General features: G+C 64.3%; 15 protein-coding genes and 1 tRNA gene. All 16 read right to left on the bottom strand.

Features of this window, described 5'->3' with window-relative positions; all coding sequences use genetic code 11:
• Positions 1-4: 4 nt before the first annotated feature.
• The gene (locus tag K5880_RS09155) at positions 5-223 is read right to left on the bottom strand and encodes a hypothetical protein (protein WP_297651113.1); all 219 of its coding nucleotides are present in this window, start codon (positions 221-223) and stop codon (positions 5-7) included.
• 1,157 nt (positions 224-1,380) lie between these two features.
• Positions 1,381-4,662 (bottom strand): DUF499 domain-containing protein, encoded by a 3,282-nt coding sequence (locus K5880_RS09150; protein WP_297650964.1) that lies wholly within the window; start codon positions 4,660-4,662, stop codon positions 1,381-1,383.
• Positions 4,663-4,680: 18 nt separating this feature from the next.
• The gene (locus tag K5880_RS09145) at positions 4,681-7,944 is read right to left on the bottom strand and encodes a DUF1156 domain-containing protein (RefSeq protein WP_297650962.1); all 3,264 of its coding nucleotides are present in this window, start codon (positions 7,942-7,944) and stop codon (positions 4,681-4,683) included.
• An 11-nt stretch (positions 7,945-7,955) separates the two neighbouring features.
• Positions 7,956-9,578: a hypothetical protein gene (locus K5880_RS09140; protein WP_297650960.1), complete on the bottom strand. Its 1,623-nt coding sequence runs from the start codon at positions 9,576-9,578 to the stop codon at positions 7,956-7,958.
• Complete coding sequence (locus tag K5880_RS09135) at positions 9,575-13,162, bottom strand: helicase-related protein (protein ID WP_297650958.1); 3,588 nt, start codon at positions 13,160-13,162, stop codon at positions 9,575-9,577. The genes K5880_RS09140 and K5880_RS09135 overlap by 4 nt, the downstream gene beginning before the upstream one ends.
• A gap of 638 nt (positions 13,163-13,800) precedes the next feature.
• Positions 13,801-13,875, bottom strand: a tRNA-Val gene (locus tag K5880_RS09130).
• 56 nt (positions 13,876-13,931) lie between these two features.
• A complete protein-coding gene (gene dnaQ / locus K5880_RS09125) occupies positions 13,932-14,639 on the bottom strand; it encodes a DNA polymerase III subunit epsilon (RefSeq protein WP_297650956.1) in 708 nt (235 codons plus the stop codon).
• Positions 14,639-14,977 (bottom strand): ISC system 2Fe-2S type ferredoxin, encoded by a 339-nt coding sequence (fdx, locus tag K5880_RS09120; RefSeq protein WP_297650954.1) that lies wholly within the window; start codon positions 14,975-14,977, stop codon positions 14,639-14,641. Before fdx ends, dnaQ begins: the two co-directional genes overlap by 1 nt.
• 9 nt (positions 14,978-14,986) lie before the next feature.
• Positions 14,987-16,858: a Fe-S protein assembly chaperone HscA gene (gene hscA, locus K5880_RS09115; RefSeq protein WP_297650952.1), complete on the bottom strand. Its 1,872-nt coding sequence runs from the start codon at positions 16,856-16,858 to the stop codon at positions 14,987-14,989.
• Positions 16,859-16,900: 42 nt separating this feature from the next.
• A complete protein-coding gene (gene hscB / locus K5880_RS09110; RefSeq protein ID WP_297651111.1) occupies positions 16,901-17,419 on the bottom strand; it encodes a Fe-S protein assembly co-chaperone HscB in 519 nt (172 codons plus the stop codon).
• A 67-nt stretch (positions 17,420-17,486) separates the two neighbouring features.
• Positions 17,487-17,810 carry an iron-sulfur cluster assembly protein IscA gene (iscA, locus tag K5880_RS09105; RefSeq protein WP_291127139.1) on the bottom strand — a complete coding sequence of 108 codons (324 nt, stop codon included), beginning with the start codon at positions 17,808-17,810 and terminating at the stop codon, positions 17,487-17,489.
• A gap of 5 nt (positions 17,811-17,815) precedes the next feature.
• A complete protein-coding gene (gene iscU / locus K5880_RS09100) occupies positions 17,816-18,202 on the bottom strand; it encodes a Fe-S cluster assembly scaffold IscU (protein ID WP_297650949.1) in 387 nt (128 codons plus the stop codon).
• 12 nt (positions 18,203-18,214) lie between these two features.
• Complete coding sequence (locus K5880_RS09095) at positions 18,215-19,432, bottom strand: IscS subfamily cysteine desulfurase (protein WP_297650947.1); 1,218 nt, start codon at positions 19,430-19,432, stop codon at positions 18,215-18,217.
• Positions 19,433-19,503: 71 nt separating this feature from the next.
• The gene (iscR, locus tag K5880_RS09090) at positions 19,504-20,040 is read right to left on the bottom strand and encodes a Fe-S cluster assembly transcriptional regulator IscR (protein WP_297650945.1); all 537 of its coding nucleotides are present in this window, start codon (positions 20,038-20,040) and stop codon (positions 19,504-19,506) included.
• A 222-nt stretch (positions 20,041-20,262) separates the two neighbouring features.
• A complete protein-coding gene (gene uvrB / locus K5880_RS09085) occupies positions 20,263-22,383 on the bottom strand; it encodes an excinuclease ABC subunit UvrB (protein ID WP_297650943.1) in 2,121 nt (706 codons plus the stop codon).
• Positions 22,337-22,702 carry a DUF6172 family protein gene (locus K5880_RS09080; RefSeq protein WP_297650941.1) on the bottom strand — a complete coding sequence of 122 codons (366 nt, stop codon included), beginning with the start codon at positions 22,700-22,702 and terminating at the stop codon, positions 22,337-22,339. Before K5880_RS09080 ends, uvrB begins: the two co-directional genes overlap by 47 nt.
• Positions 22,703-22,779: the final 77 nt, after the last annotated feature.

Below are 22,779 nucleotides of genomic sequence, written 5' to 3'. Positions count from 1 at the left end.
GACCTCACACGCCAATCCTGACGTTGTAGCCCAGTGCCCGCAGCCCCTTGCTGGTGCGCATGTTCCGTGGCGGGAACTCGTCAGGGCGGGCCCAACCGACGACCTCCCCTAGGCTGCTTAGGCCGATGTGAGGGATTGCCCACTGGTCGCTTCGGATTGCGTTCCAGAGTCGGGCCGCGACGCTTCCGTTGCCCCAGGCGACGTAGTTCAACAGGTCGAGCACCGTCTTGCCATCGCGTGACCTCTGCCGCCAGAGCCATTCGCCGAATTTCAGAACCTTGTCGTCGCCTGCCTGCGGGCTATCGGGCAGGCCCAGATGCTCGTTCTCTTGCTTGATGGCGTGGTCGCGTATCGCATGCACGCGCGAGATGGCGTCGACGAACTCCTCCTCGGTCAACTTCAAGATGCGGTCGCGTGCCAGAAGCTCGTGCAGTCGTGGCGACCACTCATAGATCGTGCGCTCTTCGAAAGAGTGATCGAAGTCGGCGGCATGCCACCAGTCCAAAGCATCCCGCAGAGCCATCTCCGGGTTCTTGGAGTTCCTGGCGAAGAACTCCTCGTAGGGGTGGCGGTTTCCGTCCTTGACCTGCTTGTAGTAGTAGGCATGCAGAAACTGGTCCGCCTGAACGCCAGGGGCCACCGATGCGTCGATCCAGCCCGGTTTGGCGCCCGACGCGGAGACTCTGGCTGCGATGGAGCGCATCACCTGCAGCGTGTCGTTCCAGTCCTGCTCAAACTTGTGAAAGCGCTTCTCGGACGACCGCTTTGTGTCGACGAACACCAAGCCCTGGTTCTTCGGCAACAAGCGGTCCTTGTCGAATTGCTGCCCAAGCCCGTAGTCGCGCTTCGCAAGGTCCGAGCGGCGATCTGCAAGGCGAAGCTGCTCTTGGTAAATTTCCCTGGTCAGCGGCCGAGCGCGGTCATCCACTTCCTCGAAGAAGTGCAGGAGCTCCCGCTCCATGCCTGTCTCGACAAGCTCGTCGTGCGAAAGGAACGTGCCGGCCTCGACGTTCGAGATCCAGGCTCGGTCCGACAGGTTGGCCGACCCGATGTACGCGCCCGCATCCACCCACCAGATGACCTTCGCATGCAGGATGTCGGGCACCAGCTTGCAGTCGAAGTTCGGGCTGGCCTTGTCGAGAAACCACTTCAGCACCGCTGGATCGACGGCCACGGTGTAGTCATACCGGCCGAAGTACTCCAGTGGCTTCAGGTGCTTTGCGCAAGCCTCGAACAGCTGGAGGTTGTCGCGGTTGGCGTAGGCAACCGCCGCCCGAACACGCGTGCAGGGCTCAATGACCTCGGCGAGAAGGTTCTGGAGCAGCTGCTTGTTGAGGGGGCCGGCGATGAAGCGCATGTCTGTCTGTTCGTGCCCGTCGATTACTCAGCCTTCCAGCCCGCCTTGATCTGCGCAAGGACAGCGTTCACCTTGTCGAGAATCGACTGATCGACCTGACTGCCGTCGCCGATCTCCACCGTCACACGGATGCGGAAAGGATGCCCGGCCGTCGCCTCCCTCAGGGCGTCGATGTTGTCGGCGAGATCCTGGACCTCGTGGGTCTGGAGGTCAGCGCTTGCAGCCTTCGATCCGTAGTGCTTGGTCGGGGGCGGCTCCTTGGCCTCGCTCTTGCGGGTCACGATCTTGACCGCGGCGGCACCGCCGAGATCGCACGGCCATGCGCCGGAGTCGAGCGCGCGTTCGATCAGCCCCACCCTGAAGGCCTCGTCCAGAGCACCGACGACCCGCGTCCAGGGCAACACCTTGCCCACCTTCGACGACAAAGCGGCATGAATGAGGTGCGCGTTGGTCGCTTCGCCCTGCCATGCTGTGGGCAACTGCGTCGGCAGCACGTCGACGCTAGCCAGCGGCAACGGTGGCGGAAAAAACTGCGCCGTGTCGTTGACGAAACCAGCCGGGACATCCTCCGCCAGCGCGCTAACGGTTCCGTTGACCAGCCAAATCCGGCCCCCCTTGACGGCAGCGCCGACCCCATCGGTGATCGCCTGCGGTGTTGCGGCCGGAATCAGCAGGTTCTCGGTGTAGCCGCCCTTGTCCACTTCGACGAAGTGCTTGCCGGAGAAATACGCCGACAGATCGGCCAGCGTCACTGGCTCCTTCTCCCACAGCTTCGGCAACTTGCTGGGTGCCAGCAGCTGCGGATCCAGCTCGGTAAGCACTGCGGCATCAGAGAGGACGACTTCCAGACTCGAGTCCTGGATCGCGTTGTCATCCGGGCGGCACTTCCAGAACGTCCGGGTCGACTTGTCGGCACGCGTGACCCGAAGCACAAAGTCACCAGCCTCGCAGCCCTGGAGCAACGTCTCCAGAATGGCCGCGCGGTTGAGCATCTTCGGCAGTTTGGCGGTCGCCGCGAACGCGCCAACAAGGTCCTTGACGAAGCGCGCCTTGTCACCGGCACTCCACAGATCAAAAGGGCCACCTGGCAGCAGAGCCTCGGCGTTCACCGCCGAGCTTTCGATCCGCAGGCGCTTGTCCGCCACCATCTTCGGGAACAAGGGGTCGTTGTCGACATTGATGCGGTAGGCCGCCACGTCGTTGCTGTCGTTGACCGTGACGGCGATGCAGTAGGCCATGACAATCTGCGACACCATCTCGCCGCGCGCGGCGCGAACATTGCCTTCGAGGCGGGTTGTCGCAGCGGTATCGATGTCGCTGCGCTCCTTGAGCATCTCGCGGACCTTCTCCCACCCAAGCAGGTCGCGGACCTTCTCGCGGGCGACATCGATGCCCTCCTTGGATGGCACCGCAAGTACCACCGCGTTGCGGTTCTGCGCGCGCGGCTTCTCGGGCCCGGTCGTCTCATCGATGAAGCGCTTGGCCTCCGCACTGGGCTTTCCATTGCTTGCCGCCTTCGGTCCCAGCACGGCGTAGTGGAACTCGCCGTCGTCCTCGATGTCTGCTGGGCGGGCCGGGAGGACATGCACCTTGGCACCGGCGCCGCGTGCACCTTCCGTCAGCTTGCCCGCGCCACGTATTTCCTTCTCCAAGACCTCGTCGACCAGGGTGGCGCTGACGTTCTGTCGAGCGTCGTGGTGCATCTGCTTCAGGTTTGGCTTGGACCCAAGACGCCACACCTTCGGCAGGCCACCCTCGCGGTCGCCCGTGAACGTGTCGTCGAGATACCACGATGCATCGGACCAGCGTGACAAGCCCTTGTCCAGCTCGATCCGGTCGGGCGCACCCACGCCGATAAGTACCTTGACGTCACGCGTGGTGGCACGCTGTCCGATGGGCTGCGAGTGAAGAAAGGTCGCCATCACCGCTTGCTCGACTTCTCGCTGTTGAATGCCGAGCAAGCTGTCCTGTGCCTTTCGCGCGTGGACCAGCTCGGCCTCCAAGATGGCCGTCCAGTTCTGGCGGCGGCCTTCGTACTGTTCCAGCTGAGCCACATTCGCCAGCTCGCGGGCCGCGACACTCAAGCCATCGGCCTTCGGCTCGACCAGGAAGATCTGGGCGCCGATGAGCGGCTGCTGGTCCCACTTGACCGCGTCCCGCAACGCTGAGGCCAAGGTCTTGAGGATGCCGCGCGTTTGTTGGAAGCCCTCGAGCTGCGTCCACTTTTGATACAGGGTTTCGATCAGTGAAGGATGGAAGGGGTAGGCGTCCGCGTAGCGCTTCTCCTCAGCCGCGCGGTTCTTCGCCGTGTAGTCGTCGATGCCCTGCACGCCGCTGAGCGCGCCGAACACCTGGCTGGGCCACTGCGACCGGTCCGTGTAGCTTTCCAGCTTGAGCAGGCGTCGCCGCAGGATTTCCGGCACGTCCTGGCTCTCGACCGGCTGAATGCCCTCGTCAGCCACCCGCTTGAACTCGTCGTACAGCTCCTTGCTGATCTGCTTGCCGAGCTCGTCCATCTTCCCAGGGTCGGACGCCAGCAACGAGGCCACCAGGCAGCACTGCGGCACCTTGGCCACCGCCTGGGTCAGACTGTGCATGAACTCGCGCATGCGGCCGATCCACGCGGGATCGGTGTCCGCCATCACGCGCACAAACCACAGCACCTCATCGAACAGGATCAGCACTCCCGACCCGCCCTTCCGGGCGAGCTTGAGCAGGTCCTCCATCACGCCAGTTGCAGGGGGTGTGGCGCGCTCTGTGCCGTCGTCCTTCAGCAACTTCATGCCAGCCGGGCCGGCGAGCTGCCAGGCAATCGCGCTCCAGGGCATCTTGATGGTGGCCACAGTGCCGTCCGGCGCAGTGACCTCCATGCCCTTTTCTGCGTCCAAGCGGTCGAACACCACCGAAGCCACGCGTGCCTTGGGTAAGCCCGCTTCAAGCGCGCAGTGCGCCTTGAACTGCTGCACTGCCGGGATGTCGGGCAGCGCCGCCGGATCACGAACCAGATGCACCAGCGTGATCAGCGAGTGCGTTTTGCCGCCACCGAAGGTCATGTGCAGCTGACGGACTGCCTTCTCTGATTTGCCCGACAGGCGGTGCGTGACATCGCGCGCGAGGTCGCGCAACTTGACCGTGGGGTAGGTCAGCGCGAAGAACTCCTTGGCGTCGTGGTAAACGCCCGGGTTCCGGTGCATCACGACGTCGTACAGGTCCGCAGCAAACTGCTTCTGCGACAGCTCCTGGTTGGTGATGTCGTCGCGCAACTGCACGACCTGGTGCCAGGGCTTGGTGGTGGTCTTGGCCATCGATGGTTCTCCTTGTCCTTATTCCAAGCCGAGCGGGGCTTGAGCGGTACTGCCGACTTGGCGCAGGTAGTTCTGCAAGCGCTCCAGGATCGAGCACTCTTCCGTGCAGCCCTCTGCGCGACTCTTCTCGATCAATGCCTGGATCAGCTGAATGAACACCTGGCTGCGGCGCAACGCGCGGCTGTCCAGAAATTCATTGACCTTGACGGCGTCGCCCGCCACCCAGAGCTGCATCAGCTTGTGCACCTGGTCGATCAACGGAATCGCGCGGCCGCTGGCCGTTTCCATGCCAAGCGAGCGGTGCTTTCGAGCGCGCCAGTCCCTGAGCTTGTACTTACCGCCTCCGCCCGACGACGGCGACTCATCGGCATCACCGTCCTCGTCTTCGTCAGCGTCTTCTTCGTCTTCTGCCGCTGCCGCGCTGCCGCTGCGCACGAGCAGTTCGTACTGGTCGGTCAGTTCACGCTCAGACAGGCCACAAGACACGGCGTACAGGATGCACGGCCCGGCCGGCGCCTCCTTGAGACCGAAGTCGTTGCGGTGAAGCAGGTAGTAGGTCGTCACATCGTCCAGTGGATGGTCGCCGGGCGTGGGCTCGCCCTGACCATGAGACAGCACGCGGCCAACGACGAAGTCGACCACGATGCGTCTGACATGCCCCAGGAAGTCGGTGACCGACATCAAAGCGCCAGGCTCCGACGCCTTCTTCACCGCCGGATAGCGGCTGTACGACTCCAGCGCCGGACCGGTGGCGGCCCAGATGAAGTCAGGCCCGCGGATGCCCGCGTCCCAGAAGTCGCGCAGCTTGCTCTTGATGCTGGCTTCCATCTCCTTGAGCACCTGGGTGTCCCAACCGGCGCGTGCGAGCGAATCACGCTTCTTGCAAACGAGCCACACTGACGACGCCAGCGCAGCCGATCCTTGTGCACGCATGCGCGCCGCCTGCTCGGTCTGGATAGGCCAGGACCCATCAACAACGAAGCCTGCCTTGATGATGGCCGACACCAGCGTTTCCCAGGCATCGGGCTGCTTGTGTGCAAACACAATGACGAGGCGGCCTTCTGGGCGAAGCGCGGTATGGCAAGCCTTGAACGACCGTGCCATGCCTTCTTCATAGTTGCGCTTTGAGGCCTCACGGTTCCCGCCGAAGCGTGACGAGTCATCGATCAGCTCGCCGTCGTTCGTGTCGTTGCGCCACTTCGGTCCCAAGGGGGCATCAAATGCCAGCCGATAGGCATCTGAGACGTCTGCGAGCTGACGTCGGTCCCAGACGTAGAAGTAGTCCATCAAGTCCGAGTAAGGGATGGCGTCGTAGTACGGAGGGTCGGTGACGATGACGTCGAAGGTGCCCACCTCGGGGCACTCGATGGCGCTCTGGTTGAGTACCTTTGGAATCGGTGCGACTGAATTCGCAGCGCGCAAGATCGTTTCGATTGACTCGCCGACGGCCTCGAGGCACATCCACCATCCGCCGCGAACATCATTGATGGGGGCTGCTTCGCTGAAGTCCCAATTCATGGGCAGTGCAAACCGCACGAACGTGTGTCCGATCGCCTCGACGCTAGTGATCCACGCCAGGATGCTGGAGTTGAAGTCGAGCATGCGGTCGAAGCCGCATTGCAGGAATGCGGAAAGCGCCTCAACCTCTGCCGCGTCATAGCCTGCATTAGCCAGTTCCTGGCGCGCCTGCCTGATCGCCTTGACGAAGCAACCAAGGGCGACCAGTTGCCGCGGGCTGTAGATCTTGTGCCAGCAATCGAGGCCGTAAAGGGGAACACGGAAGCCCAGTGCATCTGCTCCTGCCAACCGCTCGGTGGGCATTCCAAACGGCACCTCGGCGAAAACCTGTTCGAGCCGTGAGCTGGCGGAACGCGCAACCTCGACTTCATGCAACGTCGGTAGGCGGTACTCCTTCCCTGCCATTCCATCCACCACGACAGCCGTGATGACCGCGCTGAGTCGATCAGTGCGACCTGCGAGTCGAAGGTCTTCCATCGTCATGATGGTTCCGCAACAGGGGCACGTGACTCCAGAGCGGCTCATGGTCCCCTGCCCGAGCTTCTTGTCGTACTCGCGCTTCTGCGCCGCGTTCCCGCCTTGGGTCTTGGCATCCGTCTCGATCCCGAACTCGACGCCGCTCCGATCCCCGCGCGGCCGCATGGTCAGCACCACGCGCTTGTTGTCCTTCTTGGCGAGCCAGCGTGTCTTCAGCAAAGGCACTTCGGCGCGGCACGCCTTGCAGTTGACAGTGCGGGCCCACAGGTATGCAACCGTGGGCTTTGCAACCCAGCGTGGATTGGCGGGGTTGTCCAGATGCGCGGCATCGAATCCTGCGTTCAGGACGTCGACTTGGTGCTCACCAGCGTCGTTGCTCGGCACCAGTTTCAAGGGTTCGTCCACATCAAGATGAACGCGCCGATACGGTTTGACGGAGCAGTACTCGGCATAGGTCGGGTACAACGTTGCGAGTTCCGCGCGAGCCCTCTCCAGGACCCATCGGCCCCATGCCCGGACATGCCAGGCCAAGCCGGCCTGCATGAGATCGGAATCGACCTCTGGGCGCTCCAGAAAGCTCAGGTTCTCACCACGTTCAACCGTCTCCATGACGCTGGAAGGCGGCAGGACTGCCTGCTTGGTCTTGGCATCCCGAAGATGGCGCTTGATCTGCGCCGGCGTCATGTCCTTCGCCTTGAGGTAGCCCGTCATGAACGTCTCGTCCGTGCTGACGAATGCCGGCAGCGGTCGATTGAAGTTCGCATGCCTCTGCGGGTACTCCAACGTGCACCGGAGCACGAGCCACGCGACGGGATTGATGTCCACTGCAGTCACGTCGCAGCCCAGGCGCATAGCTTCCAACGGTATGGCGCCGCCGCCAGAGAACGGGTCGAGTACCTTGGGCTGACGGCCGCCGTAGACACGCCGGATCTCGTCCCGGAACCACTCCATGTCCGGGCCAACCTCGCGCCCCCACCGCAAGACGCCCCCATCGGTCTCCCAGGCCTCGATTTCTTCGATGCGCCCGCTGGGCATCTTCTTTTTCTTGAGCGTCTTGTTGAGCGTTCCGCCCAGCCGCTTCAGGAGCTCATCGCGCTTGTCCTTGTCGCCCGGGTCGGGCAACAGCGTGGCGATCAACGCCGCACGGCTGGCCGCAAGGGGGCGACGTGCCGGCCAGATGTGCAGCGTGGAGATGTGCCCGTGGCGCACGTTCTTCTCATGCACCGAGTCGATTGATGTCTGCTTGAGCGGAAAGGCGACTTCGATGAGCCGTTTGTCATTGTTCATGGTTGGTTCCTTCAGGTCGCCCCGGTCCGGATGTGTGCCGGCATGGTGGCGATTACCACCATTTGGCTTTCCTCGTCCCAGAAGTAGTAGATGCGCAGGCAGCGACGCGGATCGCGGGTGTTGCCGCCGTTCTTGAGGTGCCACTCGACAGACACCTTGCGGGTTCCCCAGCCGAACTCGAAGCTGTCAGCGCCGCAGCGCTCGTTGTGGATGCCTTCGTCGACCGGCTTGCGCAGGTCACCGCTGGCGCCATTGATGCGCGAGTCGCGGTACTCATTGGCCAGCCAGAGGAGGCAGCGGGCGGCAGTTTGCGGGTCATCGAAGCCAGCCGACTTGGTTTCCCTACGTGCGCGGCCCGACAACGCAACACGTCCGCCGAGCACCTCGTCGCACCAGTCCGCGAAGGCATCCCAGCTCTCAGGAAGTTGGATTCCAGCATCAGGTTCGTCGCCGCGCGCCTTGATCTGGTCCAGCAGCTGTTGGATCCGGAACTGGGCACCACGGAGCTGCTGCTCCAGGCTCTGCGCGTGCTCTTCGATAGACGTGTGCTCGTCAGACAGCCATTGCTGGGTTTCGACGGATCGACGCAAGTCATCCTTCAAGGCATCGATCTGCGCCTGGGCAGCCCGCAGTTGTTCGGTGTCGGCCGAACCAGTCTGCTTCAGGAGCTCGCGTTCGACATCCAGACTGGCCTCACGGACTGCGGAGAAGGCGAGCACATCAGCGCCCAGGTGCAGGCGCCGGATGCTTTCGTTGGCGGCAAGCCAGCGCAGAGCGGTGAGCGTCGACTTGGCGCGCTCTTCGCTGGGCTGGGGGTCTATGAAGAAGAGCCGGTGTGCGTAGGGGTTCGCGTCGTACGAGAAGCCGGGCATGTAAGCGCGAACGGCGCCGTTGAAGACTGATAGCGGTTTGCCCAGATGTTGAGTCAGCACCCAGGTGTAGGCCGCAGGGACAACCACCACTCTGGCGATCCCCAGGGTGACCTTGGCGAGCATCTGGCTGTTGATGCCCGGCTGAGTCTCGCGCTCAGCGACGGAGCAGACCAGGTAGGGCACCGTTCGGACGGGGCTGAGGAGCGCAGCAACAAGCTCGTGCGCAGCATCTTCAGATTGGATGATCCATGGGGTTGCGTCTAGCCGGCTGCCACTCTGATGCAGTCCACAGGTGGTGGCGATCTGTCGCACCAGGCCGGGGACCGCTGGCTCAACCTGGAGAGTTGTCTCAGGACTGCTGGCAAGCAGCCGCAGGCTGAACAGGGCACTCGCCCCGCCCGGGGCATGACCAACGACAACCTCCGTGGTCCAGGTGCGCTGCGCAACATTGGCATCGGGCCGGTCCACGCGCAGAGCCCACAGCGCTCGGTGGTCATCGGTGAAGCCTGCGGCGATGCAGGTTCGTCCACCACGCAGATGCTCGAAGGATCGCCCCTCCGTCGCTGCTTCGGGTAGTTGATCGCCAACTTGCTGGGCAGCCCACTTCAGGACTTCCAAGCGCGCGGCTTGCGCCGCTGCGGCGGCGTCAGCACCGGTAAGCTGCCCGGCTACACGGAGCAGCTCACGTTCGCGGACGCGTGCACTCTCCTTGGGGGCGGTGAGGCGCGGCTCGCCTCCAGTGCGGATCTCAAGCGAGTTCATTCGGCGGCCTCCGAAGCGTTGGCGATGTCGCTGTACGCGATGGCAACGCTGCCGCGTGCCTTGGCGATCAGCTTGGCGAAGGGGTCCTGCACCCTGAGGAGCCGTGGTTGCACACCGCCGCAGTCGAACACGGCATATAGCCAGTAGCGCTCGCGCAGGATGCAGGCGCGGGCCCACTCGTTCTCGGTCAGTTCGATCTCACCGACACCAACACGCCCCTTCACTTCGATGCCGCGTTCCTCGCTGGCGCGCTTGGACATGAGGTCAAAACCCGGGTAGTCGTTCAGGCCGGCCAAGCGCGCCTTCGGGGGTGTGGAGACATCGCGCACATCGGCGCCTTGGGCCGCCTCGAACGCGATGGCGACCTCGACGGCGATACGCTCGACTTCAACATCACGGGCCTTGATGTCGTCGGGATCGGTGGATGGCTGAATCAGCGCGGTGGCCAGCATCTCGACGCGGCCGGGCTGGATGAGTTCGACCTCGCGCCGAGCCTGCAGCAATGCCTGCTCACGACGCTGGGCCAGACTCTTCTGCTGGGCCTTGATGCGATCCAGCTCGGCATGAGCGGCACGGTTGCCGTCCCGGGCCTTTTCGGTGAAGCGCTTGCGCGCTGCGGCCAGTTCAGACTCCTGGTAGTCGAACGCTCGTTGCAGGTACTCCTCAGTTTCCGTGAGACGCGTCGTGGCGCTCATGCGCTGCAGATCCGCCAGCTTGGCAACCATGTCGCGCTGGATGTGGTCCTGCGCGGCCAGGCGCCAGGTGTCGCTTTGAGCCAGGAAAACGACGCTGCCGGGGCTAGGCTTCGGGGTCGGTTTCAGGAGCAGCAGGTGTTCGACAGGCGTCTCAATCAGACGCCCATCGGCGTACTGCTTGAGCCCGACCAGGCGCTGCTCGATGGCATCCGGGCTGTGGAATGCCGGCAGCCCCGGGTCGACACCGCGCTCGACGCTGACGCGCGCCACATGGAACAAGTACGGGGCGGTGGCGCTGACGTCGGTGAAGATCGCGCCGCGCAGCGCCTGGTTGCGGGCGCTGTCGATGGCAATTGCCGACAGCCGCTCGAAGACGGGCTCACCGGGATGCAGGAAGATGGCATCGCGCCCGTCGGCGGGGCGGTACACCGTGAACCGGTTACGCGCCGACTCAGGGTAGGTTTCGAGCAAGGGGAGGATGCTGTCGAGCACGCCGCGCTTGCGTGGCCGCATGAAAAAGTGCTCATCGAGATCCCCGACGAAGTCGATGCCGACGACCGGAGCGGCGTGTTCGAGGTAGCGGCGCACATAGCCGGGCAGCAGGCGGCGCATTTCCTCGATGGCCATGGCCTCGCGGAGCTGGGGCAGATCGCTCAGCACATCACCGCCGGTGCCGTAGATGGACGCCTCGCGCGCTTCGATGGCCTTGATCTGCTCCGACGTCAGTTGACCGGCCAGCTCCAGGGCCTTCTTGTCCGCTTCGTCGTCGGACACGACCGCCCGCTGGATGTAGTCGGTGATGGCCATGCCTTCGAAGATGCGGCCCACCACGTCGAACACCTTGTCTGAGCCGAGCTGCTTGCGGATCTCCTCCAGCTTGTCCAGCAGGGTTTTGATGACCCGGCCCTCGCGGGTCTTGCCGGCGACAAGGTTGACGATGGCGACGCGATCCCGCTTCTGGCCGTAGCGGTGGATGCGGCCCATGCGCTGCTCAAGCCGCGCCGGGTTCCATGGCACGTCGTAGTTGAACAGGATCCAGCAGAACTGGAGGTTGATGCCCTCAGCCGCAGCGTCGGTGCCGATGAAGAAGCGCGCCCCTTTGCCTTCGGCGTCGTGGGGTCTGCGGAAGCGCTCGACCTGGGCGTCGCGCTCCTCGAAGCCCAGCCCGCCATGGATGTAGGCCACCTGGTCGGCGTAGCCCATGCCTTCGAGACGCCGAGTGAGGAACTCCAGGGTGTCCCGGTGTTCCGTGTAGATGATGACCTTCTGGTCGCGGTACTGCGGCGCGCGCAGCAGCTCAGCCATGCGCTCGAACTTCGACTCTTGGCCGCTCGCATGCACGGTTTCGGCCAGGGCAATCAGTTCTTGCACCTGGCCGCGCTCGTCCATCAGCTCCGCCAGGCTGGTGGCGATGAACGCCCCGAGCGCCTCGGCCTCACTCTCTTCGTGTTCCTCGGCGCCGGCTGTCGAGGTCTCCTCGTCTGCTGTCTTCGCGGCCAGGACGTCCACCAACCGGCCCTCGCGCACCTTGCGGTTCAGGCGCTCCTGCTGACTGCGGAGTTCGTCCTCGGGCACTCGGCCGGACTGGATGTCATCGATCAGGGCGTTGAGTTTGGCGAGGCGGTTCCGGAACGAGCAGAGCAAGGCCCAGGTGCTGCTGGCCATGCGCCGCTGGAACACGGTCATGGCGAACCGTGCGGCCTGACGGTTCAGCAGTCGGGCCTGGTTGTAGTAGTGACGGATGTAGGCCGTGGTGCGGTCGTACAGCGCCTGTTCGCTGATCTCGCCCTGCGAGAGGTCGTAGCTGACCGTGTCGCAGAGCCGCTGGGCATACAAGGGCTTGCCGCGCAGGTCGACCATCTCCTCCTTGACGCGGCGAACGAAGTAGCGGTCACGGGACTCGCGCGGGAACTTTGCCCAGGCGGTCTCGGTGCTGAAGATCTCAGGCTCCAGCAGCCGCCAAAGACAGTAGTAGGGGTACTCCTTGCCCATGTGCGGCGTTGCCGTGAGCAGCAACAGGTGGTGCGCTGCCCAGGGCATGCGCCACTCCTCGGGCAGATCCCGCACGCCGGCAATCGCCTCGGCCAGGCGGTAGCGGTCGGTCGCGCGGAACGACCCGTCCAGGTCGCGGTTGGCGGAAAGCTTGTGCGCCTCGTCGAACACGACGAGGTCGTAGGGCGCGACCTGCGAGTCGCGCAGGGCGTTGAACAAGCGCGGGGAGCGCAGGCTGTCGATGCTCACCACGATGAGGTCGCTGCCAGGGCCGACGAATGGATTGCCGTCCTTGGTGTCAGCGCCCGTCACGATCTTGAACTGCAGCTGAAAGAGCTTGTGCAGTTCGCGGTACCAGTTGCCCACCAAACCGGCCGGCGCCACGACCATGACGCGCCGGATAGTCCGCCGAGACAAGCTCTCGCGGACGTAGAGCCCCGTCATGATGGTTTTACCGGCGCCGGCATCGTCGGCCAGGAGGAAGCGCAAGCGGTGCTGGGGCAGCATGCGCTGGTAGACCGCGATCCTCTGATGCGGCAGGGGATCGATCTCGCTGATCTCGGTCGCAAACGCAGGGTTAAACAGGTGTCCATAGGACAGCCGCTCGCCTTCGACGAGTACGCGAAGGGCGTTGGCGTCACCCAGGAAGTCCAGGCGGGGAACTTCAGCGTGCCCATCGGCGACACAGGAGCCGCCACCGACAGCTGCGGCATCCGCCGCTCGGCCATCGGATCGCGTTGCAAGGTGCTGCAGCTTGGCAACCCCCATCGAAGAAGGCTTTGACTGCCCGTTCTCCCATCGATTCAGCGTGACGAACGAGACCCCCAGCAGCTCTGCAAACTGCTGCTGCGTGAGGTCCAGTGTCTTGCGAAGGTGGCGGATCTGCTCGGGCTTCATGGTTTGCTCGTGTGCTCTGTAGGCCTGTTTATATCACACGATATATCTGGAATGCAAGACCACGCGGTCTTGGTTCTAGAGCCCGACAGCGGCCTGATGAGGGTCTCACCCACTCTCGGGATCGCCCCCATGACCGTCGCCCATCGCCTAACCGCCGCCCAGTACGAAGCCGCCCAACGCGCCAATGCCGAGCGTTCGAACTGATGCCTGTTGACAATTACCCGATACTGAATGGCCTGTAAGGGGCAATACAGAGCATATCTGTTACATGTGTAGACACTGCCCTGCTCAATGGCTGAGCAAGGGGCCAGGATTGAATAACGTGGGCATATTGGCCAAACTTAGGCGAACGCACCAGAGCGCTGGGTAGTTCATCCGAGAGATCAGCCTAGCCACCAGGGTGTCAGGCATGCGCCAGTAAAACGTGACCGAGCCGAAATGCCCCAAGCGAAGTCAGCGTCGTGGACGCCTGCCCCAGGACCTGGAAGTGGCGCCGCCAACCGATCAACGCCGCGCGGCGCGGGAGGTTTGAAAAAGAGCGTTAAACCCTCACGGAGTCCCAGTCGGAGTCCAGCTCACCGAAGAAAAGAAAAAGGCCTTACGATTTCTCGTAAGGCCTTGATCTGTAACGCTATTTTTGGTGGGCGGTGCAGGGTTCGAACCTGCGACCCCTGCCGTGTGAAGGCAGTGCTCTACCACTGAGCTAACCGCCCGATTGATCTGGCCGATCTCTCGGAAGCCTCAGATTATAGCCAGATTTTGCCCCGTTTCAGGCCGCCTGCAGCGCGCGCCACACGGTTTTGCCCTTGCTGGCCTTGTCCAGATCCGCCAGCACACCTTCGTGCGCCTGGGCTTCCTGTTCGTTGGCGCGCAGCACCGGCAGCTCGAAGCGGCTGAGGTCGATGGCTTCGACCTGGCCGTTCTCGCCGGGCGCGTCGCCCAGGTCCATGAGCAGCGCGTCCTGTCCACGCGTCATGTTGATGTAGACATCGGCCAGCAGCTCGGCGTCGAGCAGCGCGCCGTGCAGCGTGCGGCCCGAGTTGTCCACGCCCAGGCGGTCGCACAGGGCGTCCAGACCATTGCGCTTGCCGGGGAACATTTCCTTGGCCATCACCAGGCTGTCGGTCACCTGGCCGATCACGGTCTTGATGGGCGCGCGGCCGAGCCGCTCCAGCTCCTTGTTGAGGAAGCCGATGTCGAACGGCGCGTTGTGGATGATCAGTTCGGCATCGCGCAGGTAGTCGAGCAGTTCGTCGGCGATCTCGGCGAACTTCGGCTTGTCGCGCAGGAACTCGTTGCTGATGCCGTGGACCTTGAGCGCGTCCTCGTGGCTGTCGCGCTCGGGGTTGACGTAGAAGTGCAGGTTGTTGCCGGTGAGCTTGCGGTTGAGCAACTCCACGCAGCCGATCTCGATGATGCGGTCGCCGTTCTCGGCCGACAGGCCGGTGGTTTCGGTGTCGAGGACGATCTGGCGCATCAGTGGTTTTCCTTGGCGTGGTTGATCGAGTACTTCGGTATTTCAACCGTCACGTCCGCCTGCGCCAGGATGGCCTGGCACGACAGGCGCGAGTTCGGCTCCAGGCCCCAGGCGCGGTCCAGCAGGTCTTCCTCGGTTTCGTCGAGTTCGTTCAGGCTGTTGAAGCCCTCGCGCACGATCACGTGGCAGGTGGTGCAGGCCGCGCTCATGTCGCAGGCGTGCTCGATGTTGATCTGGTTGTCGAGCAGCGCTTCGCAGATCGAGGTGCCCGTGGGTGCAGTGACGCTCGCACCCTGGGGGCAGTATTCGGGATGGGGCAGGATCTTGATCGTGGGCATGGGGGCGTTTCAGACTTCTTCGAGTTTCTTGCCGGACAGGGCCTGCTGGATGCCGCGGTTCATGCGCAGCGCGGCGAAGGGTTCGGTGGCCTTGGCGAGTTCGCTGGTGGCGTTCACGATCGCGTTGGCGTCGTCTCCCGCAGCGGTGGTCGCGAGCGTGGTCATCAATGCATCGATCTGCTCGCGCTCGGACGGCTCCAGCAGATCGGCGTCGGCCGCCAGCGCGGTGCGCGTGGCGGCGATCATGCGGTCGGCGTCCACGCGGGCCTCGACCAGCGCGCGCGCCTGGATGTCCTGCTGCGCGGTGGCGAAGCTGTCCTGCAGCATGGCGGCGATCTGCTCGTCCGAGAGGCCGTAGGCGGGCTTCACATCCACCCGTGCTTCCACACCGCTGCCCTGCTCCTTCGCACTCACGGACAACAGGCCGTCGGCGTCGACGGTGAAGGTCACGCGGATGCGCGCCGCACCGGCCACCATGGGCGGAATGCCGCGCAGCTCGAAGCGCGCCAGGCTGCGGCAGTCGGCCACGAGGTCGCGTTCGCCCTGCACCACATGCAGCGCCAGCGCGGTCTGGCCGTCCTGGTAGGTGGTGAAGTCCTGCGCCAGCGCGGTCGGGATCGCGCTGTTGCGCGGCACGATGCGTTCGACCAGGCCGCCCATGGTCTCGATGCCCAGGGACAGCGGGATTACGTCGAGCAGCAGCAGGTCGCCGTCGCGGCTGTTGCCGGCCAGCGCGTTGGCCTGAATGGCGGCGCCCAGCGCCACCACCTCGTCGGGGTTGAGGTTGGTCAGGGGCTCCTGGCCAAAGAATTCGCCCACGGTCCGGCGGATCACGGGCATGCGCGTCGAGCCACCGACCATGACCACGCCCTGGACCTCGTCCCGGGCGATGCCGGCGTCGCGCAGCACCTTGCGCACCGCGGTCATGGTGCGGGCGGTAAGCGCGGTGGTGCAGGTTTCGAAATCGGCGGGCGTGACGACCTGCTCGATGTTCTGGCCGTCCACACTGGCGCGGAAGGTCTCGCTCTCGGCCGACGACAGCGCTTCCTTGACGCGCCGCGCTTCGGCGTACACCGCAGCGCGCGCGGACGCGCCGAGGCTGGCCGTCACACCCCGCTGTGCCAGCACCCAGGCGGCCAGCGCCTGGTCGTAGTCGTCGCCGCCCAGGGCCGAGTCGCCCCCGGTGGCCATGACCTCGAACACCCCTTTCGTCAGGCGCAGGATCGAGATGTCGAAGGTGCCCCCGCCCAGATCGTAGATGGCATAGACACCTTCGGAGCCGTTGTCCAGGCCGTAAGCGATGGCGGCGGCGGTGGGCTCGTTGATGAGGCGCAGCACGTTGATGCCTGCGAGTTGCGCGGCGTCCTTGGTGGCCTGGCGCTGCGCGTCGTCGAAGTACGCCGGCACGGTGATGACCGCGCCATACAAGTCGTCGTCGAAACTGTCTTCGGCGCGGAAGCGCAGCGTGGCCAGGATCTCGGCGCTCACTTCCATCGGGGTCTTGCGGCCGGCGACGGTCTCGACCACGGCCATGCCGTCCTGCTCGACCACGGTGTAGGCCAGCTTGTCCACGTCGACCACCTGAGCCCGGCTGCGACCCATGAGGCGCTTGACCGAACTCACCGTGTTGGCCGGGTCCTGCACCTGCGCGGCAAGCGCGTCGAAGCCGATCTGGCGGCCCGCGCCACCCTGCGCTGGATCCAGGTAGCGCACCACGCTGGGCAGGATCACACGGCCATCGGCTGCCGGCAGGCATTCGGAGACGCCGTGGCGCACGGCCGCCACCAGCGAATGCGTGGTGCCCAGGTCGATGCCCACCGCCACACGGCGCTGGTGCGGGTCAAGGGACTGGCCGGGTTCGGATATCTGCAGGAGCGCCATGGGTCGTCAACGGTCTCATCAAAAAACAAATGCGGGAACCGGCTATTGTCCCAGCAGATCGACGCGACTCTCCACATCGCGGGCAAAGCGCTCAACGAACATAAGGGCTCTGACCTGTTGCGCCAGCGCCGGCCAGTCGCGCAAATCATCGGCGGTGGTCTGCAGTTCCTGCAGCATCGTGCGCCGCGCGGCGGCCACCTCATCGGCCATGCGCTCCAGATCGGCTAGGCTGTCGGCCTCTTCGAGCTCCTCGCGCCACTGCATCTGCTGCATGAGGAAGGCCTTCGGCATGGCGGTGTTGTTCTCGGCCTCGATGGGCGCGCCATGGAGCTCGCACAGGTAGGCCGCGCGTTTGAGCGGGTCCTTCAGGCGCTGATAGGCCTCGTTGATGCGCACCGACCACTGCATGGCCTGGCGCTGGGCCTGCGCGTCGGCGGTGGCAAAACGGTCCGGGTGGGCCTCGCGCTGCAGGTCTTTCCAGCGCGCATCGAGCGCGGCGCGGTCCAGCGCGAACAGCGGGTTCAACCCGAAGATCTCGAAGTCGTTCGATTGCAGGTTCAGAGTCATGGAAAGCAAAAACCGCCGGCGCTGGACAGCACGGGCGGCTCGATGGGTGAACGCAGGGGCATCAGATCCTGAAGCTCTCGCCGCAACCGCAACGGTCGCGCTCGTTCGGGTTGTTGAAGCGAAAGCCTTCATTCAGGCCTTCGCGCACGAAGTCGAGCTGGGTGCCGTCGATGTAGGCCAGGCTCTTGGGATCGACCAGCACCTTCACGCCGTTGTCCTCGAACACCACGTCTTCCGGGGCGATCTCGTCGGCATATTCCAGCTTGTAGGCCATGCCGGAACAACCCGTGGTCTTCACGCCCAGGCGCACACCCACGCCTTTGCCGCGCTTGGCGATGTAGCGGTTGACGTGCCTTGCGGCGGCTTCTGAGATCGAGATGGCCATCGGAATCAGTTCACGTGTTTCTTGCGGTAGTCGTCCACCGCGGCCTTGATGGCGTCCTCGGCCAGGATCGAGCAGTGGATCTTCACCGGGGGCAAGGCCAGCTCTTCGGCAATCTGGCTGTTCTTGAGCGCGGCGGCCTGGTCCAGCGTCTTGCCCTTGACCCACTCGGTCACCAGCGACGACGAGGCGATCGCCGAGCCGCAACCGTAGGTCTTGAAGCGCGCGTCCTCGATCACGCCTGTAGCGGGATTGACCTTGATCTGCAGCTTCATCACGTCGCCGCAGGCGGGCGCGCCCACCATGCCGGTACCCACCGAGTCGTCGCCCTTTTCAAAGGAGCCGACGTTGCGCGGGTTTTCGTAGTGGTCAACAACTTTTTCAGAATAAGCCATGGTGTTTCTCCTTCAATGCGCTGACCACTGGATGGTGGACAGGTCAATACCATCTTTGAACATCTCCCACAGCGGGGACAGCTCGCGCAGCTTGGCCACGTTCTCCTTGATCGTGGAGACCGCGTAGTCGATTTCTTCCTCGGTCGTCCAGCGACCGATGGTCATGCGCAGGCTGCTGTGCGCGAGCTCGTCGCTGCGGCCCAGGGCGCGCAGCACGTAGCTGGGCTCCAGGCTGGCCGAGGTGCAGGCCGAACCCGACGACACCGCCAGGCCCTTGATGCCCATGATGAGCGACTCGCCTTCGACGTAGTTGAAGCTCATGTTGAGGTTGTGCGGCACGCGCTGCGTCTCATGGCCGTTGATGAACACTTCTTCCACATCCTTGAGCCCAGCGACCATGCGGTCGTGCAGCGCGCGGATGCGGACGTTTTCGTCGTGCATCTCGGCCTTGGCAATGCGGTAGGCCTCGCCCATGCCCACGATCTGGTGCGTGGGCAGGGTTCCCGAGCGCATGCCGCGCTCGTGGCCACCGCCGTGCATCTGCGCCTCGATGCGGATGCGTGGCTTGCGGCGCACGTACAGGGCGCCAATGCCCTTGGGACCATAGGTCTTGTGCGAAGTCAGGCTCATCAGGTCGACCGGCAGCGCCTGCAGGTCGATGTCGACCCGGCCCGTGGCCTGCGCGGCGTCGACATGGAAGATCACGCCCTTTTCGCGGCAGACCGCACCGATGGCGGCGATGTCCTGGATGACGCCGATCTCGTTGTTCACGAACATGACCGAAGCCAGGATGGTGTCGGGGCGGATCGCGGCCTTGAAGACATCCAGATCGACCATGCCATCGGCCTGCACGTCGAGATAGGTGACCTCAAAACCCTGGCGTTCGAGCTCGCGCATGGTGTCGAGCACGGCCTTGTGTTCGGTCTTGACGGTGATGAGGTGCTTGCCCTTGGTCTTGTAGAAATGGGCCGCGCCCTTGAGAGCGAGATTGTTCGACTCGGTTGCGCCGCTGGTCCAGACGATTTCGCGCGGATCGGCACCGATCAGGGCGGCGACCTGCTCGCGCGCGGTCTCCACGGCTTTTTCCGCCTCCCAGCCCCAGGCATGGCTGCGCGAGGCCGGGTTGCCGAAGTGTTCGCGCAACCAGGGAATCATGGCGTCCACCACCCGCGGATCGCAGGGGTTGGTGGCGCTGTAGTCCATGTAGATGGGAAAGTGCGGAGTGCTCATGGAAGGACGGTTCGTGGGCTTGTCTGTGGAAAGAGGCAACAGCGGGGCCGTATGCCCCGGTCAGGCCGGTGTCATTTCGAGAACGCGGCGCCTCCGAGGGCAAAGACCGAATTGGGTGCGTTCACGCGGATCGGCTTGACCACCGGCGCGCTGGAGATCGCGCGCTTGATCAGGGGCGCGTTTTCCACCACAACCCCCTTGGCGAGCTGCTCGTCCACCAGCGACTGCAGGGACACCGAGTCCAGGAAATCGACCATCCGGGCATTGAGCTGGGCCCAGAGTTCATGGGTCATGCAGCGGTGGCCGTCGCCCAGGCAGTTTTCCTTGCCGCCGCACTGGGTGGCATCGATCGGCTCGTCCACCGAGACGATGATGTCGGCCACCGTGATCTCGGCGGCCTTGCGGCCCAGCGTGTAGCCGCCACCGGGGCCGCGGGTGGATTCGACCAGTTCGTGGCGACGCAGCTTGCCGAACAGCTGCTCCAGATAGGACAAAGAAATCTGCTGACGCTGGCTGATAGCCGCGAGCGTGACGGGACCGTTGTTCTGGCGCAGGGCCAGATCGATCATGGCGGTGACCGCAAAGCGGCCTTTGGTCGTGAGGCGCATCTCAAGCTCCTTGAAGTGTTGGCTTGACTGTCGTGGCATGGTCCAACGGGCAACAAACCCGGTAAACCCCCTTCTCCACCCGCCCCGATCCGTTGCGGATCTGTTTGCCGAAGGCTTTCCCGACTGTTTTCGTCGAGTATACCCGAAGCCCCAGTGATTTGCTCGGCATCTTACTGGTTTACCCTGCCCAACCCCGGCAGGGTATCGCCCGGCCGGGGTCGCTCAGACCAGGCTGTCGGTGCCCGGCGCCCCGAACACCTGGGCCTTGAGCCGGGCCAGCTGATCGCGCACGCCAGCGGCCTTCTCGAACTCCAAGTTGCGCGCGTGTTCCAGCATGAGCTTTTCCAGCCGCTTGATCTCGCGCGCCACGTCCTTCTCGCTCATCTCCTCGATGCTGGCGCGGTGCGCGCTCTCGGCGGCCAGGCGGTCGGCCTCCTTGCCCGCCTTCTCGCTGTAGACACCGTCGATCAGGTCTTTGATGCGCTTGTTGATGCTGCGCGGCTCGATCCCCATGGCCAGGTTGTGGGCGACCTGCCTGTCGCGCCGCCGCAGGGTTTCGTCCATCGCCCTCTTCATCGAGTCGGTGACCCGGTCAGCGTAGAGGATGGCGCGGCCGTTGAGGTTGCGCGCGGCGCGCCCGATGGTCTGGATCAGGCTGCGCTCGGAGCGCAGGAAGCCTTCCTTGTCGGCGTCCAGGATGGCCACCAGCGACACCTCGGGGATGTCCAGGCCCTCGCGCAGCAGATTGATGCCCACCAGCACGTCGAACGCGCCCAGACGCAGGTCGCGGATGATTTCGACCCGCTCCACAGTGTCGACATCGCTGTGCAGATAGCGCACCTTCACGCCGTTTTCGGTCAGGTAGTCGGTGAGCTGCTCGGCCATGCGCTTGGTCAGCGTGGTGATGAGCACGCGCTCGTTCTTCTCGACGCGAACGCGGATCTCCTGGAGCACGTCGTCCACCTGGTGCACTGCAGGGCGCACCTCCAGTTCAGGATCGACCAGGCCGGTCGGGCGCACCAGCTGCTCCACCACCTGGCCGGAATGGGTCTTCTCGTAGTCGGCCGGCGTGGCCGAGACGAACACCACCTGGCGCATGCGCTGCTCGAATTCCTCGAGCTTCAGGGGCCGGTTGTCCAGCGCACTGGGCAGGCGAAAACCGTACTCCACCAGCGTGGTCTTGCGCGCGCGGTCGCCGTTGTACATCCCGCCGAACTGGCCCATGAGCACGTGGCTCTCGTCCAGGAACATCACCGCGTCCCTTGGCAGGTAGTCGGTGAGTGTCGACGGTGGCTCCCCAGGCGCGCTGCCGGCCAGGTGGCGCGAGTAGTTCTCGATGCCCTTGCAGTGGCCGACCTCGCTGAGCATTTCCAGGTCAAAGCGGGTGCGCTGCTCCAGCCGCTGGGCTTCCACCAGCTTGCCTGCACTCACCAGTTCCTTGAGGCGGTCGGACAGCTCCAGCTTGATCGCCTCCACCGCCTGCAACACCTGTTCGCGTGGCGTCACGTAGTGGCTGCTGGGGTAGACGGTGAATCGCGGGATCTTCTGACGCACCTTGCCGGTGAGCGGGTCGAACAACTGCAGCGTCTCGACCTCGTCGTCGAACAGCTCGATGCGGATCGCCATCTCGGAATGCTCGGCCGGGAACACGTCAATGGTGTCGCCGCGCACGCGAAACTTGCCGCGCGAGAAGTCCTGCTCGTTGCGCGCGTACTGCATGCGCACCAGTTGCGCGATGAGGTCGCGCTGGCCGATCTTGTCGCCGGTGCGCAGCGTCATCACCATCTGGTGGTAGCTCTCGGGCTTGCCGATGCCGTAGATGGCCGAGACGGTGGCGACGATGACCACGTCGCGCCGCTCCAGGATGCTTTTGGTGCACGAGAGCCGCATCTGCTCGATGTGCTCGTTGATCGCGCTGTCCTTCTCGATGAACAGGTCGCGCTGCGGCACGTAGGCCTCGGGCTGGTAGTAGTCGTAGTAGCTGACGAAGTACTCGACCGCGTTCCTCGGAAAGAACTCCCGGAATTCGCTGTAGAGCTGCGCGGCCAGCGTCTTGTTGGGCGCGAACACGATGGCCGGGCGGCCCAGGCGGGCGATCACGTTGGCCATGGTGAAGGTCTTGCCCGAACCGGTCACGCCCAGCAGGGTCTGGAACACCTCGCCGTCGTTCACCCCCTCCACCAGCTGGCGGATCGCCTCGGGCTGGTCGCCGGCGGGCGGGTACGGCAGGAACAGCTCGAAAGGTGAGCCGGGAAACTTGAGGAATTCGCCCTCGGGGGGCGCTTCACCCACCCCTTCAATCAGCGGATTTTTCGGCGTCGGAGGCAAGGTCGTCTGGGGCATCGGACGATTGTGCCGGATGGTCGCGGACAGTATCGGTCCTCGGTCTGCGCACCCCGGGTTTGGCCAGGATTTCCACATAGGCCTGTTCGCCGCCTTCTTTCGCGATCGCGTCGAGCTGGCCGATCAGCGCTGAGAGGTGCACGACCTCGGCCGCCTCCTTCGTCGCGCCGAGACGGCAGTCGAAGTCCAGGAAATCGACGCCCTCGGGCAGGTCGCGGCGGCGTTCGCGCTTGAGGTACTTGCGGATTTCGTGTTTCACGGCCTCGAGCACGCGGTCGCGGTGGCGACCTTCCTGGGTCAGGGCAAAGGTTTTTCTCATGGGATCGGGCGCGTGGGCGGCATGAAGTCGGGAAAGGAAGGGCGCGATTATGCGCGCCGGGGTATCCTCGGCCGCTC

The organism is Hydrogenophaga sp. (genome assembly GCF_025699295.1).
GTDB lineage: Bacteria > Pseudomonadota > Gammaproteobacteria > Burkholderiales > Burkholderiaceae_C > Hydrogenophaga.
The sequence above is the reverse complement of the archived record's forward strand: the minus strand, read 5'-3'. Positions and strand labels throughout refer to the sequence as shown.